General features: G+C 50.2%; 14 protein-coding genes. 13 read left to right on the plus strand and 1 reads right to left on the minus strand.

The window, feature by feature from the left end; genetic code table 11:
- Window positions 1-45: 45 nt before the first annotated feature.
- From GJQ69_RS03610 to GJQ69_RS03620, 3 genes are all read left to right on the plus strand, one after another.
- A complete protein-coding gene (locus GJQ69_RS03610) occupies window positions 46-621 on the plus strand; it encodes a nitroreductase family protein (protein ID WP_086036018.1) in 576 nt (191 codons plus the stop codon).
- Window positions 622-911: 290 nt separating this feature from the next.
- Complete coding sequence (locus GJQ69_RS03615) at window positions 912-1322, plus strand: Hsp20/alpha crystallin family protein (RefSeq protein WP_086036017.1); 411 nt, start codon at window positions 912-914, stop codon at window positions 1320-1322.
- A 125-nt stretch (window positions 1323-1447) separates the two neighbouring features.
- Window positions 1448-2215, plus strand: a complete 768-nt coding sequence (locus tag GJQ69_RS03620; protein ID WP_086036016.1) for a glycerophosphodiester phosphodiesterase — start codon at window positions 1448-1450, stop codon at window positions 2213-2215.
- Between the two features lie 61 nt (window positions 2216-2276).
- On the opposite strand, the gene rbsD is transcribed toward GJQ69_RS03620, so the two are convergent.
- Entirely contained in the window at window positions 2277-2672 is a 396-nt protein-coding gene (gene rbsD / locus GJQ69_RS03625; protein ID WP_174192958.1) for a D-ribose pyranase, read from the minus strand.
- A 317-nt stretch (window positions 2673-2989) separates the two neighbouring features.
- Between rbsD and GJQ69_RS03630 the strand changes: the two genes are divergently transcribed.
- From GJQ69_RS03630 to GJQ69_RS03675, 10 genes are all read left to right on the plus strand, one after another.
- Entirely contained in the window at window positions 2990-4030 is a 1041-nt protein-coding gene (locus GJQ69_RS03630; protein ID WP_174192960.1) for a LacI family DNA-binding transcriptional regulator, read from the plus strand.
- Window positions 4031-4049: 19 nt separating this feature from the next.
- Window positions 4050-4949: a ribokinase gene (locus tag GJQ69_RS03635; protein WP_086036013.1), complete on the plus strand. Its 900-nt coding sequence runs from the start codon at window positions 4050-4052 to the stop codon at window positions 4947-4949.
- A gap of 17 nt (window positions 4950-4966) precedes the next feature.
- Window positions 4967-6481 (plus strand): sugar ABC transporter ATP-binding protein, encoded by a 1515-nt coding sequence (locus GJQ69_RS03640; RefSeq protein WP_086036012.1) that lies wholly within the window; start codon window positions 4967-4969, stop codon window positions 6479-6481.
- Window positions 6478-7428: an ABC transporter permease gene (locus GJQ69_RS03645; protein ID WP_174192962.1), complete on the plus strand. Its 951-nt coding sequence runs from the start codon at window positions 6478-6480 to the stop codon at window positions 7426-7428. Before GJQ69_RS03640 ends, GJQ69_RS03645 begins: the two co-directional genes overlap by 4 nt.
- A gap of 60 nt (window positions 7429-7488) precedes the next feature.
- The gene (locus tag GJQ69_RS03650; RefSeq protein WP_086036011.1) at window positions 7489-8430 is read left to right on the plus strand and encodes a substrate-binding domain-containing protein; all 942 of its coding nucleotides are present in this window, start codon (window positions 7489-7491) and stop codon (window positions 8428-8430) included.
- A gap of 451 nt (window positions 8431-8881) precedes the next feature.
- Window positions 8882-10537 (plus strand): putative manganese-dependent inorganic diphosphatase, encoded by a 1656-nt coding sequence (locus GJQ69_RS03655; RefSeq protein ID WP_086036010.1) that lies wholly within the window; start codon window positions 8882-8884, stop codon window positions 10535-10537.
- Window positions 10538-10573: 36 nt separating this feature from the next.
- Window positions 10574-11383, plus strand: coding sequence for an HAD-IIB family hydrolase (locus GJQ69_RS03660; RefSeq protein WP_086036009.1), 810 nt, complete (start codon window positions 10574-10576; stop codon window positions 11381-11383).
- A gap of 301 nt (window positions 11384-11684) precedes the next feature.
- Window positions 11685-13775 carry a glutamine synthetase III family protein gene (locus GJQ69_RS03665; RefSeq protein WP_086036008.1) on the plus strand — a complete coding sequence of 697 codons (2091 nt, stop codon included), beginning with the start codon at window positions 11685-11687 and terminating at the stop codon, window positions 13773-13775.
- Window positions 13776-13987: 212 nt separating this feature from the next.
- Complete coding sequence (ftsH, locus tag GJQ69_RS03670; protein WP_086036006.1) at window positions 13988-16006, plus strand: ATP-dependent zinc metalloprotease FtsH; 2019 nt, start codon at window positions 13988-13990, stop codon at window positions 16004-16006.
- On the plus strand, window positions 15987-16394 hold the full coding sequence (locus tag GJQ69_RS03675; protein ID WP_086036005.1) for a C-GCAxxG-C-C family protein: 408 nt from the start codon (window positions 15987-15989) through the stop codon (window positions 16392-16394). The genes ftsH and GJQ69_RS03675 overlap by 20 nt, the downstream gene beginning before the upstream one ends.
- Window positions 16395-16474: the final 80 nt, after the last annotated feature.

Genomic DNA, 16474 nt, shown 5'->3' on the forward strand with positions numbered 1-16474 from the left:
GAATCCATTTAAGATAATCTATCCAAATAGACAGGAGGAAGCACCATGATTCGAGATTTGGTTGAAAAAAGCAGAAGCTACCGCGGCTATGACCAGAGCCGCCGTGTTTCTCGGGACGAGCTGCTGCAGCTGGTAGACTGCGCCCGGCTGACTCCTTCCAGTGTCAACCGTCAGCCGCTGCGCTATTATCTTGCCTGTACACCAGAGCAGACGGCAAAGATTCAGCCGCTGACGCACTGGGCACGCGCACTGCAGCCCATACAGCTGCCACATCCCGGTCACTGCCCGCCGGCATTTATTATCATTTGTCAGGATACAAATGTTGACAGTTCTCTGCAGCGGTATCAGCGGGATGTCGGAATCGTTGCGCAGACTATGCTGCTGGTGGCTGTGGAAAAGGGACTGGGCGGCTGTATGATTGGCAACTTCAGCCCCGCAGAAGTTGCCAAAGCACTGGACCTCAAACCCAATTTGGTTCCTATGCTGGTTGTTGCCATTGGCAAGCCGGACGAAACGATTATTCTTACCGAAGTCAAGAACGATGACACCAATTATTATCGGGATGAAAACGACGTGCATTACGTCCCGAAGCGCCGCTTAGAGGACCTCATTATCAACTGACTTTACAAAGAAGACTTAAAAACAAACCGGACATACCGCAGAATGTATGTCCGGCTTGTTTTATGCCTTTTTCAATTCGGTCCGGCAGACCCGCAGAAAAGTCGCAAAATATTAGCACTCGTAAATGATGACTGCTAATATTTACAATCGGTTCATAAAATAGAGAAAAAAACTTCACAGTTTCTGCGTATTATAGAAGTTGTCAAAGGGAAAGACCCAAAAGACAAAACAAAATCACTTGTGTCGCCCGCCAGACCGGGCAGACAGAGCAAAAACTGGAGGTTTTCATCATGTTTGACTTAATTCCTTTCGAGCAGCAGTTCTTCCGTCCTTTCGATGACGACTTCTTTGGCGCCCACGCAAACAGCGTCCTGCCGTGCCGCACGGATATCCGTGACGAGGGTAGCCAGTATGTTCTGGAAGCGGAACTGCCTGGTTTCCGCAAGGACGAAATCAAGGTCAACGTCAAGGATAACTGCATGACACTGACCGCACAGCACAAAGAAGAAAATGAACAGAAAAACAACGAGGGCCAGTATGTGCGCCGTGAGCGCCGTGTGACCAGTATGGGCCGTTCGTTCGATGTTTCTGACGTACAGGCAGATAAAATTTCCGCACGCTTTGAGAACGGCGTCTTGACACTGACCATGCCGAAGAAAGAAGCGGCAAAGCCGCTGCCGACCGAAATCACCATTGAATAAACCTGTTTTTCAGCCATGACAGATAGATAAAAGACTCCGCCGCCGAGGGTAACAACAGCCCTTAGCGGCGGTCTTTTTTACCAATTCGTGTTATAATAAAATGAAACGGATAAGGAGGGACAAATTTGGCAGTACAGATTTTTGCACACCGAGGTGCTTCCTTTGCGGCACCGGAGAATACTTTGCCAGCGTTTGAAAAGGCCGCTGCTCTTCACGTGGACGGCGTGGAGCTGGATGTACACTTGACCACCGATGGCCGCTTGGTGGTCATTCACGACGATACTGTGGACCGTACAACCAACGGGCAAGGCAGGGTGAACCGAATGACGCTGGAACAGCTGCGCGCACTGGACGCTTCCGCGGGGCGGCAGGGATATGGTGGTGTACGCATTCCGACACTGGCGGAAGTATACCGTCTGCTGGAGCCTACCCATTTGTTGGTGAATGTGGAGCTGAAAGAAAATCGACGCAGCCGCGACGGCTATGCGGTTATCCCAAAAGTGCTTGCACTGGAGGAATCTGCCGGTATGAGCGGACGCGTCTTCTATTCCTCTTTTAATCCGTTTCTTCTGCGGGAGCTGAAGCGCCGTTCCCCACAGAGCAAAACAGCGTTGCTTTATAAAGTGCCGCTTGCACGCGTCTGGAAGCTGGCCGCACGGCTGGTGGCAGATGCCATTCACCCCAAAGACAGTTTGCTGCGGGATACGGCTTTGGTGTCGCAGTGCCATACCCGCGGTTTGGCGGTGCGCCCATGGACGGCGGATGAACCGGCGGTGATGGAGGAGTTGTTTCGGCAGCAGGTCGATGCGGTTATCACAAACTGTCCGGAACAGGCACTGCATTTGCGTATAGATACGGTTCCCATGGCCGCCTCACATGCCTATTCAAAGTAAATACGGAAATAAAAAATCTCAGCAGTTGTGTAAAATCCGCTGAGATTTTTTGTGTTGTATTTTAGAAATTGACGCCGCAGACAAGAATGACATTGGCAAAAGAAGTAGTTTCTCCCGTGCGAACAACCGCTTTTGCGCGGCGCAGCAGCTGTTTCAGCTCCTCATGCGGAACGTATTTGTGCGGCAGCCCATGCAAAACGGAGCAGGTTTCGTCGTGCAGCCGAGGGCTGATATTTTTCATTTCTTCCGCCAGTATGTAGGATTCCACAACCAGTTCTCCGGAAACGGCTTTTAAAGTGTCCAGAAAAGAGGGAACGCCGCGCACCAGCGACAGGTCGATGACATTTATGCCTTCCGGAATGGGCAGACCAGGGTCAGCAATCACGAAATAGTCAGTATGTCCGGCACCAGCAATCGCCGAACAAAGCTGTGGGTTTAAAATACCGTTTTTTGTCATGAGAATGAAAACTTTCCTTTCAACAAACAAGATAAAACGTTTTAATAATAAATTTACACCATTATACAGCATTTTCAGCCAAAGGAATATAGGGCATAGATAACAAATTTTCGACTTCAATGTTTTACATAGTGCATAAAAGTACAAACTTCCACAGAAAAATTTATAAAAGATGTTGACAAAACAGCTTGTACGCTGTATTCTTAATTCAAACGTATTACCAAATATATTTTCCGCTGTATTTTAAAATTGTGTAAGTTGGACAGTCGGATATGTCTGCATGGCTGTCTGCTTTGAACAGAGGTGAAACAACGGGTATGCGTGTTACAATTCGGGATATTGCCCGAAAAACGGGGCTGTCGCCCTCTACAGTTTCACTGGTCCTAAACAATAAGTGTGAGCGAATCTCACAGAAAACGCGTGACCTTGTTTTGAAAGTTGCGGCAGAGATGAACTATCACCCCAATCAAATGGCAGTTGGGCTGATTACTCGGCGAACAAAGACGCTGGGGCTGATTATACCGGACATTACCAATACGTTTTTTGCTGAGATTGCCAAAGGTGCCGAGGAGGCATGCCAAAAAAGCGGATACAGTCTGATGCTGTGCAACACTAACGATAACCCACAGAAAGATGCGGATTACATCAATGTGCTGGCCAGCCGCGGCGTGGATGGCATTCTGTTTACCATGTCGGTCAGCTCACAGGTAAGCAAAGACACACAGTGCTTTCGGATTTTGCAGCAGGTAGAAAAGCCGTTTGTGCTGGTTGACCGCACGGTGGAAGCACCTGAGGGCGGTTCTGCCGCTCCAAGTGTGTTGGTGGACAACGAACTGGGCGGCTATTTGGCTACTCGGCACCTGCTGGAACTTGGGCATCGGAGAATCGGCTTTATTTCCGGCCCAATGGGGGAACTTTCCTCACAAAAGCGTCTGTTTGGCTATATCCGTGCTTTGCAGGAGTATGGTATAACGTTTGACCCTATGCTGATGAAAGTGGGCGACTACCATACCTCTACAGGCTATCAGCTTGCGAAGGCACTGTTGGAACAGCATGTAACCGGTATTTTTGCCTGCAACGATATGATGGCGTACGGTGTCTTTCAGCAGGCAGACCAACAGGGCATTCAAATTCCGCGGCAGCTTTCAGTTGTTGGCTTTGATGACCTGCAGTTTTCACAGCTTATGCGGGTGCCGCTGACCACCATGAAACAGCCGGCCTATGATATTGGCGCGGGTGCTGTACAAAAACTCATTCAGATGCTTGATCATCCGGACCAGCCACAAGACAACCTGATTTTTAAACCAGAACTGGTTGTCCGCAGCAGTACGGGTCCGGCACCGAAAGAAAGCACATAAGGGAGGAAATGAGTCGAATATGCGAAAAATACTGAATTTTGGTTCCCTGAATATCGACCATGTTTACCAAGTAGACCATTTCGTTCAGCCGGGCGAAACACTGGCGGCCAAACACTTGGACCTGCTGCCGGGCGGCAAGGGACTGAATCAGTCCGTGGCACTTGCAAGGGCCGGTGCACAGGTCTATCAGGCCGGCAAAATTGGTCCGGACGGTGGGCGGCTTGTGGAACTGCTGGAAAAGGACAGCATACATACGGACTATATTGACCGCACCGGTACAGCAACCGGCATGGCCATGATTCAGGTGAACCCCTCCGGACAGAACTGCATCCTTATCAGTCATGGCGCGAACGGGGAACTGACGGATGCATTTATTGACTCTGTTTTCAGTCATTTTGGTCAAGATGACATCCTTTTGCTGCAGAACGAAACCAATGCTGTTTCACACATCATTGATAAAGCGTTTGAACAAAAAATGAAAATTGCGTTGAATCCTTCTCCGATTGATAACGCTGTTTTGCAGGCACCACTGAACAAAGTCGATTACTTTATTTTGAATGAAATTGAAGGCGGATGTCTTACCGGCGAAAAGGAACCGGAAAAGATAACCGGTGCGCTGCTGAAAAAGTATCCGCGGGCAAAAATCGTTCTGACATTGGGCAAAGGCGGTGCCCTGTATCAGAACCACCAGAAAGCGGTCAAACACGGTGTTTATAAGGTCCCTGTTGTGGATACCACAGGAGCGGGGGACACCTTCACGGGCTTTTTCCTGGCGTGCGTGACCGGCGGCTGTCCAGTGGAAGAATCGCTGCGGCTGGCTTCCGTGGCTTCCTCCATAGCGGTTTCCCGTAAGGGTGCGGCGGTTGCCATACCAACCATCGAAGAAGTCCAGCATACCCGTCTTGCGCTGCAGCGGTAAGGATTTGAGGTGATATTGTGCATATTACAATGACAGGCATCAACAAAAGTTTTTCCGGCAATCAGGTCCTGAAAAATGCAGAGATTGATATTGCAGAAGGCGAGATTCACGCCCTGATGGGCGAAAACGGCGCCGGCAAGTCCACGCTGATGAAAATCCTGACCGGTGTTTATACGCGGGACAGCGGTGAAGTGCTGGTGAATGGCACACCAGTGAATTACACGCACCCAAAACAGGCAGAGGAAGCCGGTATTGTTTTTATTTATCAGGAACTGAACTCCGTACCGGACTTGACTGTGCGTGAAAATTTGTTCCTCGGCAAAGAAATACACGGCAAATTCGGTATTTTGGATAAGGCGGCGATGGACAAGAAGGCACGTCAGGTGCTGGACCGCTTGGGTGTCAGCATACCGGTGGACCGGACTATGTCCGAACTCTCCGTTGGACAGCAGCAAATGATTGAAATAGCAAAGGCACTGCTGGTGGACGCGAAAGTCATCATTATGGACGAACCGACTGCAGCTATGACGCTGGAAGAAACACGCGTTTTGTTCCGTGTCCTGCGTGAACTAAAAGAAAAAGGCGTGTCTACCATTTATATTTCCCACCGAATGGAAGAAATCTTTGAAATTTGTGACCGCGTCACAGTCCTGCGGGACGGACAGTTCATCGGCACCAAAAAAGTCAGCGAAACCGATATGGACAGCTTGATTAAAATGATGATTGGCCGCGAAATCGGCGAGCGGTATCCGGCAAGGCACAGCAAAATTGGCGACACCATGCTGGAGGTCAAGGACTTCACAAAAAAAGGCGTGTTCCAAAACGTTTCCTTCTCGGTCCGAGCCGGAGAGGTGCTGGGCGTTTCCGGCTTGATTGGCGCGGGCCGTACGGAGATTATGCAGTCCATTTTCGGTTATCTGCCGCGGGACGGCGGTACCTTGCTGATAAGAGGCAAAGAGGTTTCCGTACATTCGCCGGAGCAGGCTATTTCTTACGGAATCGGATTCATTACAGAGGACCGTAAAACCGAAGGACTGATGCTGGAAAAAAGCATTCGTGAAAACGTGTCGCTTACAAACCTTGGGCGTATTTCCGACCACAGCGTGATTGACAAGAAAAAGGATATGGAACTTGCCCGCAAAGCTGTGCAGGAACTGACCATTCGCTGTTCCGGTCCGGAGGAGAGCTGTGACAGCCTTTCCGGCGGCAATCAGCAGAAAGTCATTTTTTCCAAATGGATTTTTACAGAACCCAAAATTCTTATTTTGGATGAACCCACCCGCGGCGTAGATGTGGGTGCCAAAAAGGAAATTTACAATATCATTAATACCCTTGCTGAAAAGGGAGTCGCTGTCATTATGGTTTCCTCGGAGCTTTCGGAGATTCTCGGCATGAGCGACCGTGTTATGGTCATTCATGAGGGACATATGGCTGGAATCTTGAACAACAGACCGGAAACAGCTGCTGCCGGCGAAAAAATGGCATCGCAGGAAAATATCATGACACTGGCGACGGGAGGAAAGTTAAAATGAATACAAAAACGCTCAGTCGGCCGCGTATCGGCGACATTCTTCAAAACCTCGGCGCAATGATTGCTCTCATCGTTCTGTTCGTCGCGTTCAGTATCATCAGCGCTGATTTCCGCAGTATGAACAACATCCTTTCACTGCTCAAACAGGCATCTACCAACGGCCTGATTGCTTTCGGTATGACAGGCGTTATTCTGACGGGCGGCATTGACCTTTCCGTTGGTTCACTTCTGGCATTGACCACGGTTGTCGGTGCTCTGATGATCCACGCGGGCACGGCACCGGTAATTGCCATGCTGTGCGTGCTGCTGCTGGGTGTTGTCCTTGGTGCGCTCAATGGTATTCTGATTACAAAGGGTCGTTTGCAGCCGTTCATCGCTACTTTGATTACCATGACTGTTTACCGCGGCCTTACATACATCTTTTCAAACGGCATGCCGATTTCCGGCCTCGGCTCCGACCCGCTGCTTTCCGGTGTAGGCCGCGGCACTATGATGTCCATTCCAGTGCCAGTGTGGATTATGGTGGTCCTGTTTGCGCTGTACTTCTTCATACTGAACAAGACAACCTTCGGCCGCAAGGTTTACGCGACCGGCAGCAATGAAAAAGCGGCCCAGCTGGCCGGTGTGAACACACACAAGACCAAAGTCATTCTGTACACCATTTCCGGTTTTCTGGCATCTGCCGCCGGACTGATTCTCCTCTCCCGGCTGGGTTCCGCACAGCCGACCATTGGCGTGGGATATGAAACTGACGCCATCGCGGCAGTTGCACTGGGCGGCACCAGCATGATGGGCGGCCGCGGCAAGATTTACGGTACCCTTATTGGTGTTTTGATTATCGCAGTTCTGAACAACGGCCTGAATATCATGAATGTTTCCTCTTATTATCAGGATGTTGTTAAAGGCATTGTAATCCTGCTGGCGGTGCTTTCGGACCGGAAGCGCTGAAACAAAAAAGCGGATTTACAAAATATTCACTTACATTTTTTGGGAAGGAAGTTGTAAAAAATGAAGTTAAAGAAAGTAATGGCAGTATTACTGTCCTCTGTAATGCTGCTGTCCGCAGCTGCCTGTACGACCGGCGCGGAGCAGACATCTTCCGGCGCAGCCGCCGGAGCCACGGGTGAACAGTCCACAGGCAAGGCAATCGGTCTTTCTGTTTCCACACTGAACAACCCGTTCTTTGTTACCCTGTCCGACGGCGCCAAAGCAGAAGCCAAAAAGCTGGGTGTGCAGGTAACGGTTGCGGATGCAGGAAACGATACGGCAAAGCAGACCAACGATATTGAGGACCTGATTTCCAAAAATATCGGTGTCCTGATTGTCAATCCGGTTGACTCCGATGCAGTGTCCAACGCGGTAAAAGATGCAAAGAGCAAAGGCATTAAGGTCATTTCTGTGGACCGTGTGGTAAACGGCGTCGATGTGGACTGCAAAATTGCTTCCGACAACGTTTCGGGCGCAAAAATGGCAACAGAGTACCTGATGAGCAAAGTGGGCAAGAACGCAAAGATTGCCCAGCTGGAAGGCACAACCGGTGCTTCCGCAACGATTGACCGTGGCAAAGGCTTCCACCAGGCCGCAGATGGCAAGGCACAAATCGTTGCCAGCCAGACCGCAAAGTTTGACCGTGCAACTGCACTGAACGTTTCCGAAAACATTCTGCAGGCACATGGTGATGTGCAGGGCATTTTCGCGCAGAACGATGAAATGGCACTCGGTGCTGTGGAAGCAGTTGCCGCTGCCAAGAAAAATGTCGTGATTGTCGGTTTCGACGCCACAACAGACGGCCAGAGCGCTGTCAAGTCCGGCAAAATGGCCGCTACCGTACAGCAGAAACCGGACCTGATGGGTGCCACGGCAATCGATAATGCACAAAAACTGCTGAAGGGCGAAAAAGTTGCAGCAAACGTACCGGTTTCTGTTACATTGATTACACACAAAGGCTAATTTTTGAGCCGATAGTTGATATAAATCCTTTCATCAACTGAATCTCTCCGTTTTAGCTCTCCGGGCAGCACCGGAGAGCTTCTTTTTGTCTGTTTTGCAGGACAGCATACAAATTCCTGCCCAAAAGGGGGAAAACGCCTGCAAATCCAACAGGAATTCTCCTTGACAATCTATTTGTATGGGAGTACCATTTCCTCTATGGGGAACGATGAAAATATATTTGATTTTTCATAATCTAGTTAAAAAATAGACGGAAATTTTCTTTTTACAGTGCGGATATTGCTTTTTGGTCAAACCACTTCCTTAATAGAGCTTTTTTGTATAGCCAGACGGGATTATGCTGGTTTTGGCGGCCTGCTCTGCTTGTCCTGCAAAAGGTTTTCTGCGCTGATTGGTGTGAGCAATTTTTACCGGTATTGGCCGGTAACTATCATCTGGGAGGGAAAAATTCATGCCAAAAACCACACATAAGGTCGTTGTCATCGGTCACAAAAATCCGGATACGGACTCCATCTGTTCAGCAATCGCTTATGCAGAACTGAAAAATAAAACCAGCAATCTGGTATATGAAGCGTGCCGAGCAGGCGAGTTGAATCAGGAAACCGCCTTTGTGCTGGACAAATTCGACGTACGGCCGCCACGCATGGTGACGGATATCAACCCGAAGGTCCGTGACGTGGATTACCGTGAAGTGCCCGGATTTTCCGGCAATACCAGCCTGCGGCGCGCGTGGCAGGTTATGCGTGACCAGAAAATTGATACCCTGCCCATTGTTGACTCGGACCGTGAACTGCTGGGACTGATTACGGTTAAGGATATTGCTACGGCCAATATGGATATTTTCGACCGTACTGTGTTGGCGAAAAGCCATACAACCTATCACAATATTTTGGAAACGCTGGACGGCACCATGTTGGTGGGGAATGAGAACGCGGTCGTGGACCGCGGCCGCATTCTGCTGGGTGCAGCCAACCCCGAAACGATGGAAAGCTTGATGGAACCGGGCGATATTGTTTTGCTTTCCAACCGGTACGAAAGTCAGCTGTGCGCGATTGAAATGCACGCAAGTTTGATTATTGTGTGTCAGGGGGCTAAGGTCGGCAAGACCATTGTCAAGCTCGCCGATGAAAACGACGTTGCCATTATGAGTGTGCCGATGGATACATATGCGGCGGCAAAACTGATTAGCCAGTGCGCGCCTATTTCCTATTATATGACAACGAAAGATATTAAAAAGTTTACGCTGGTCACGCCGGTAGACGACGTGACACGCGTAATGGCAAAAGTGCGTCACCGCTATTTCCCTATTCTGGACGAAGACGGAAAATACTGCGGCATGCTCAGCCGCCGCAATATTATCAATCTGCGCAAGCCGCGGGTTATTTTGGTAGACCATAATGAGGCAATGCAGGCAGTAGAAGGCTACGACAAAGCGGAGATTCTGGAAATTATTGACCACCACCGCATTGGCAGCATTGAAACCAGCGGACCGGTCTATTTCCGCAATCAGCCGGTCGGTTGCACGGCTACCATTGTTTCGCAGATGTATGACGAACAAAATGTAGAGATTACGCCGAAGACAGCGGGTATTCTGCTGGCGGCCATTCTTTCGGATACGCTCGTTTTCCGCAGTCCGACCTGCACACCGCAGGATAAAAAAGCGGCGGAGCGTTTGGCAAAAACGGCCGGTGTGGACGTGGAGTCCTTCTCAGAAGAGATGTTCGAGGCCGGCGAAAAGCTGGACGGAAAGACCACTGAAGAAGTGTTCCTGCAGGACTTCAAGGTATTTATGTGCGGCGATATTCGCTTCGGCGTGGCACAGGGTAACTACATGACAGACAGCAACCTGCGGGCGGCACAGGCGCTTTTGACACCGTATCTGCCGGAAGCCCTGCAAAAGCAGAGTTTAGAGGATTTGTACGTGCTGCTGACAGATGTGCCGGAAGAGGCCAGCACCGTTTTGTGTGCCGGACACCATGCGGCTGATATGCTGACAGCCGGCTTCGGTGTGAAGCCGGAAAAGGACGGCACTACCGTGTTGGCTGGCGTTGTCAGCCGTAAAAAACAGTTTATTCCTAAGATTATGGGGGCCTATCAGGAACTGTGATTTCTGCAAGCTGCCCTGCAGGAAAGGGACGAAAATGTGAACAGGCTGCTTTGCTTTGATTATGATATGACATTATTGGATCACGCGACCGGCGAGGTGCCGGACAGTACGCTGCGAGCGATTGACCTGCTGCGTCCACAGTGGAAAATTGTGATTGCGACAGGGCGCGACATGGCACAGCCCGAAAGCACCTACGGCCTTACGACGGTCCATCCGGACGCTGTTGTGGAGATGAACGGTGCCCGTATCCGTGCAGAAGGAAAGATTCTGTACCGCTATTATTTGCCGCAGGCACTGCTGCAGACGGTCATTCTGTTTGGCCGTCAGCAAAAAATGTGCATCAGCTGTGTAAAGGACGGCATCTATTATACAACAGATTCGTCACTGCTGGAAAGCTTTGTTCACACCTGTGTCCGGAAAGAAAAAATTCAGGTTCGTCCGGCGGAGCAGGTGTTTGGTCAGCCTGTCAGTGCACTGACACTGGTCGGCAGTGAACCGGAAGCTCGCCTGCTGGAACAGCGCTTCCCACAGGTGAGGGTGCCGCTCTTCGGAAAAAAGCGCGGTGCAGATATTATCCCGCGCACACTTTCCAAGGCGGAGGGCGTGCGGCGGCTGCTGGATTATTATGACTCGGACTTTAGCAGCGTTATGTTTTTTGGTGACAGCGGCAATGATTTGGAACTAATCAAAGCGGCCAGCATCGGTGTAGCCATGGGCAACGCAATAGAACCTGTCAAGCGATCGGCAGACTATGTGACAAGTGCGGTAGGGGACAACGGCATTTGGAACGCACTTCGGCATTTTCATCTTCTGCCGGCAGCCGAAAAACAGGATGAAAAAGCATGAGTAGCCGGGTGGTTTCATACAATGAGAAGCAGAGCTACCGCTGTGGATGGCATCACTTGTAAAAATAAAGTGAAAGACAGAAAAAATATGCCGATTTTGGCATCATTTCTGAAATAAAGAAAGTAAAGGCGGAAAAAATCGGCCGTTTTCCGCTTTTTCCCCATTTCTGCCGTTGACTTTTCCACAAGGCGGGCATATAATAACGGTAATGACAGTAAAGGCGCTGTGGGGCGTGTTCCCTATAGCGCTTTTTCTCTGTTTACAGGTTTTAAGAAAGATAAAACTGCATGGAGGGATTTGCATGAGTACGGTTCCAGAATTGTTCGGCAGCCTGGTCTTTAATGAAACGGTCATGAAAGAGCGCCTGCCGAAAGACACGTTTCGGGCGCTGATGAAGACCCGCAAGGAGGGCCAGCCCCTTGTTCCGGACGTGGCCAACGTAGTGGCAAACGCCATGAAGGACTGGGCAGTTGAAAACGGCTGCACCCACTTTACGCACTGGTTCCAGCCAATGACAGGCATCACTGCTGAAAAGCACGACAGTTTCATCTATCCGGTGGACGGCGAAAAGGTCATTATGGAGTTTTCTGGCAAAGAGCTTATCAAGGGCGAGCCGGATGCCAGCTCTTTTCCTTCCGGCGGTCTGCGCGCTACCTTTGAGGCACGCGGCTATACCGCATGGGACCCCACCAGCGATGCTTTTATTAAGGACAATACCCTGTGCATTCCCACTGCATTCTGTTCTTATACCGGCGAAGCATTGGACAAAAAAACACCACTGCTGCGTTCCATGAACGCTATCAACAAGCAGGCACTGCGCATCCTGCGCCTGTTCGGTGATACCACAACACAGCGTGTAAACACCAATGTAGGTCCGGAGCAGGAATATTTCCTGATTGACCGTGATATGTACTGCAAGCGCCGTGATTTGGTTTACACTGGCCGTACTTTGTTCGGCGCAAAGCCGCCGAAGGGGCAGGAGATGGAGGACCACTACTTTGGTGTTCTCAAGCCGCGTGTCAAGGCCTTTATGGATGACCTGGACAACGAATTGTGGAAGCTGGGTATTCTTGCGAAGACAGAGCATAACGAAGTAGCTCCTTCTCAGCACGAATTGGCACCTATTTACACCGATACCAATGTTGCTGCCGACCACAACCAGCTGACAATGGAAATCATGAAGAAAGTGGCCGCCCGCCACAACCTGGCCTGCCTGCTGCATGAAAAGCCCTTTGAGGGTGTCAACGGTTCCGGCAAACACAACAACTGGTCCCTTTCCACTGACGGCGGCAGCAACCTGCTGGACCCGGGCGATTCGCCGCGTGAAAATGCACAGTTCCTTTTGTTCCTTGTCTCTGTCATTCAGGCGGTAGATGAGCATCAGGACCTGCTCCGCCTGTCCGTTGCCAGCGCAGGCAATGACCACCGTTTGGGCGCCAACGAAGCGCCGCCGGCAATTATCTCCATTTTCTTGGGCGATGAGCTAACCACCGTTCTGGATTCTATCGATCAGAACAAGCCCTATGCACAGAAGGATAAAGAAGTACTGGAAATCGGTGTGGACGAACTGCCGCCGCTGCCGAAGGACACAACGGACCGCAACCGTACATCTCCGTTTGCCTTTACCGGCAATAAATTTGAATTCCGTATGCTCGGTTCTACCGTTTCCATTGCCTGCCCGAACATGATGCTGAACACCATTGTGGCCGACGTGCTGGAACAGTATGCTGACCGTCTGGAAAAGGCCAAGGACTTTAACAAAGAACTGAATCACATTATCCGTGAAGCATACCATGACCATAAGCATATTGTCTTTAACGGCGATGGCTATACCGATGAATGGATTGCCGAGGCGAAAAAGCGCGGCCTGCTGAACCTGTCCTCTACTGCGGAAGCACTGCCGTACTACACGCGTCCTGAAAATGTTGCTTTGTTTGAACACCACAGCGTGCTGACAAAGAATGAAGTGTATTCCCGCTGCGAGATTCAGATGGAGAACTACACAAAGCAGATACATATCGAGGCGGAAACCATGGTCGATATGATTTATAAGGACATTTTGCCGGCGGCTAACCGCTATGTCAGTGCACTGAGCAATACCGTCAACGCAAAGGCCACTGCCTGCAGCGATGCTTCTTCCACATTTGAGAAGGACACCATCCAGACACTTTCCAAACTGAGCGATTCCCTTTATGCGGAAACGCGTGCACTGGAAAAGAATGTGGCTGGCGAAGGCAAAGGGAATATTCAGGAGCAAGCCTCCTATTCCCGCGATACGCTGTTCATGCAGATGGAGAAAACACGCAGAATTGCAGACCAGATTGAGCCTTTGGTAGCGAAAGAGTACTGGCCGTATCCCACCTATGGCGAGATGCTGTTCAGTGTGGTATAAGTATCGGCTTTGTTTCAAAGAAAAGGCGGATTCCACAAATGGTGGGAACCTGCCTTTTTTGTTTAATTACAGAAGCTCCTTTCAAACAAATCTATGGCAATCCGCAAAAGAATGTGCTATTATGATAAATGCACAGGAAAGGTGCCGTTTTCCCCGCTTTGTGCGGGGAGCAGAAATGCTGTTAAGCCCTGCTTCCCAGAAAGGAAAATGCAATGAAAGAGCAAAAAACACCTAAGAAGCAAATAATTATTTTCTACGTTGTTGCCATTCTGGTGATTGTTTTGCTGAATATGGTGATATTCCCCACCATTACACAGCCGAAAACGATTTCAGTGGATTATGCGACGTTTCTGAAAATGGTTGACAGCAACCAGGTGGCAAAAGTGAATATTGACCGTTCTAACCAAAGAATCACTTTTACCGCCAAGGGAAAAGTCCCCACAATTACAGCTTCATCATCGTCGGCAGTATCTTCTCGTACGATATTGGCAGGCGGCAGTACACAGACCGTGCAGGAACAGCCAGCGGACCCCGGCCGTGAGAATACCTATGTAACCGGCCTGATGCCGGACGAAAAATTGACAGAGCGTTTGCTGGCGAAGGGTACCATTCAGTTTACAGCGGATATTCCTCAGCAAGCATCACCGCTGCTTGCCGTCTTTATTGAAGTCGTTCTGCCGTTTGGGCTGATTGTCCTTGCTGGCTGGCTGTTCCTGCATATGATGCAGAAACGGGTCGGCGGCGCTGGCTCCATGTCATTTGGCAAGAGCAACGCAAAAATTTATGTGGAAGCACAGACGGGGAAAACCTTTGATGATGTAGCCGGTGAGGATGAGGCGAAGGAAGCACTGGTCGAAATTGTAGACTTCCTGCACAATCCGAAAAAATATGCGGATATTGGCGCAACCCTGCCAAAGGGCGCTTTGCTGGTGGGCCCTCCCGGTACCGGTAAAACTTTGCTGGCACAGGCTGTCGCCGGTGAAGCGCATGTGCCATTCTTCTCTATTTCCGGTTCGGAATTTGTAGAGATGTTTGTTGGTATGGGCGCAGCAAAGGTGCGTGACCTGTTTAAACAGGCACAGGAAAAAGCACCTTGTATTGTCTTTATTGATGAAATCGATACCATTGGCAAGGCGCGTGACAACAGCATTTCCACCAACGATGAACGGGAACAGACACTGAACCAGCTGCTTACAGAAATGGACGGATTCGACGGACGCAAGGGTGTTGTTATTCTGGCGGCAACGAACCGGCCGGACAGCCTGGATAAGGCACTGCTGCGTCCAGGGCGGTTTGACCGCCGCATTCCGGTGGAGCTGCCAGACTTGAAGGGCCGTGAGGCCATTCTGAAAGTACACGCACGCGAAATTAAAATAGGGCCGGACGTAAATTATAATGCGATTGCCCGCGCAACCGCCGGCGCTTCCGGCGCTGAACTGGCCAATATTATTAACGAAGCGGCCCTGCGCGCCGTAAAATGTGGGCGCAAAGCGGTCATTCAGGAGGACCTGGAGGAAAGCGTTGAAACGGTCATTGCCGGTTATCAGCGCAAAGGCGCAGTCATTCCAATAAATGAAAAGAAAATCATTGCCTACCATGAAACGGGCCATGCGCTGGTTGCTGCCATGCAGAAAGGCAGCGCGCCGGTCACAAAAATTACAATTATCCCGCGTACCAGCGGTGCCCTCGGTTATACCATGCAGGTGGACGAAGGCGAAAAGTGCCTGATGAGCAAAAAGGAATGTCTGGAGAAAATTGCTACTCTGTGCGGCGGCCGTGCGTCCGAGGAACTGATTTTCGGCGACTGCACCAGCGGTGCCAGCAACGATATTGAACAAGCAACAAAAATTGCGCGCGCCATGGTTACACGTTTCGGCATGAGTGATGACTTCGGGATGGTAGCCATGGAAACCGTTCAGAATCAGTATTTGGGTGGAGACGCTTCGCTTTCCTGTTCTCCAGAAACGGCAACAAAAATTGATGCGGAAGTACAAAATATCATTAAAAAGCAGCATGCAAAAGCTTTGCAGATTTTAAAGGACAATACACCGAAACTGCATGAGATTTCTAAGTATCTGCTGGAAAAAGAAACGATTACCGGTGATGAATTCATGCGTATTCTGCGCGGAGAGGAAAAACCGGAATTGGACAATGAGGATGGGGGAACCCCTATGCTTTCAGGTGTGTCCTCGGAGGAGGTTAACAAAGAAGATGGAGAGCCGAATTCCTAAGGCACTGGAACGTCACCGTACGGGATATAATTGCTGTCAGGCTGTTGCCTGTACTTACTGTGACCTGGTGGGTGTTTCAGAGGACCAGATGTTCCGTCTGGCTGAAGCATTTGGCGCCGGTATGGGCGGTATGAAAGAGACCTGCGGTGCAGTCAGCGGTGCTATGCTGCTTGCCGGCATGAAAAGCAGCGGCGGTATGCGTCAGCGCACAAAGGGCGGCACCTATGCACTTTCCCGGGAAATAGTGAATGCTTTTCTGAAGAAAAACACCACTGCCATTTGCAAAGACTTGAAAGGCACAGAGTCAGGTATTCCGCTGCGCAGTTGTGACGGCTGTATTGAGGACGCCTGCACATTGGTGGAATCCGTTTTGTTTGCGAAAGGTTAAGCGCATATCAAAATAAAATGATAATAAAAAGGCTGACAGATACAGCAGAGTAGAATAAAACTCTGTCTATGCTGTCGGCC

This window comes from Caproicibacterium lactatifermentans, from assembly GCF_013315815.1.
In the GTDB taxonomy this organism is placed as follows: Bacteria; Bacillota; Clostridia; order Oscillospirales; family Acutalibacteraceae; genus Caproicibacterium; species Caproicibacterium lactatifermentans.

Excerpts from the sequence above, each read along its gene's own strand:
- rbsD (WP_174192958.1), bottom strand. The coding sequence starts at position 2,672 with ATGACAAAAAACGGTATTTTAAACCCACAGCTTTGTTCGGCGATTGCT.
- ftsH (WP_086036006.1), top strand. The coding sequence starts at position 13,988 with ATGAAAGAGCAAAAAACACCTAAGAAGCAAATAATTATTTTCTACGTT.
- GJQ69_RS03675 (WP_086036005.1), top strand. The coding sequence starts at position 15,987 with ATGGAGAGCCGAATTCCTAAGGCACTGGAACGTCACCGTACGGGATAT.
- GJQ69_RS03655 (WP_086036010.1), top strand. The coding sequence starts at position 8,882 with ATGCCAAAAACCACACATAAGGTCGTTGTCATCGGTCACAAAAATCCG.
- GJQ69_RS03650 (WP_086036011.1), top strand. The coding sequence starts at position 7,489 with ATGAAGTTAAAGAAAGTAATGGCAGTATTACTGTCCTCTGTAATGCTG.
- GJQ69_RS03645 (WP_174192962.1), top strand. The coding sequence starts at position 6,478 with ATGAATACAAAAACGCTCAGTCGGCCGCGTATCGGCGACATTCTTCAA.
- GJQ69_RS03630 (WP_174192960.1), top strand. The coding sequence starts at position 2,990 with ATGCGTGTTACAATTCGGGATATTGCCCGAAAAACGGGGCTGTCGCCC.
- GJQ69_RS03610 (WP_086036018.1), top strand. The coding sequence starts at position 46 with ATGATTCGAGATTTGGTTGAAAAAAGCAGAAGCTACCGCGGCTATGAC.
- GJQ69_RS03615 (WP_086036017.1), top strand. The coding sequence starts at position 912 with ATGTTTGACTTAATTCCTTTCGAGCAGCAGTTCTTCCGTCCTTTCGAT.
- GJQ69_RS03665 (WP_086036008.1), top strand. The coding sequence starts at position 11,685 with ATGAGTACGGTTCCAGAATTGTTCGGCAGCCTGGTCTTTAATGAAACG.
- GJQ69_RS03635 (WP_086036013.1), top strand. The coding sequence starts at position 4,050 with ATGCGAAAAATACTGAATTTTGGTTCCCTGAATATCGACCATGTTTAC.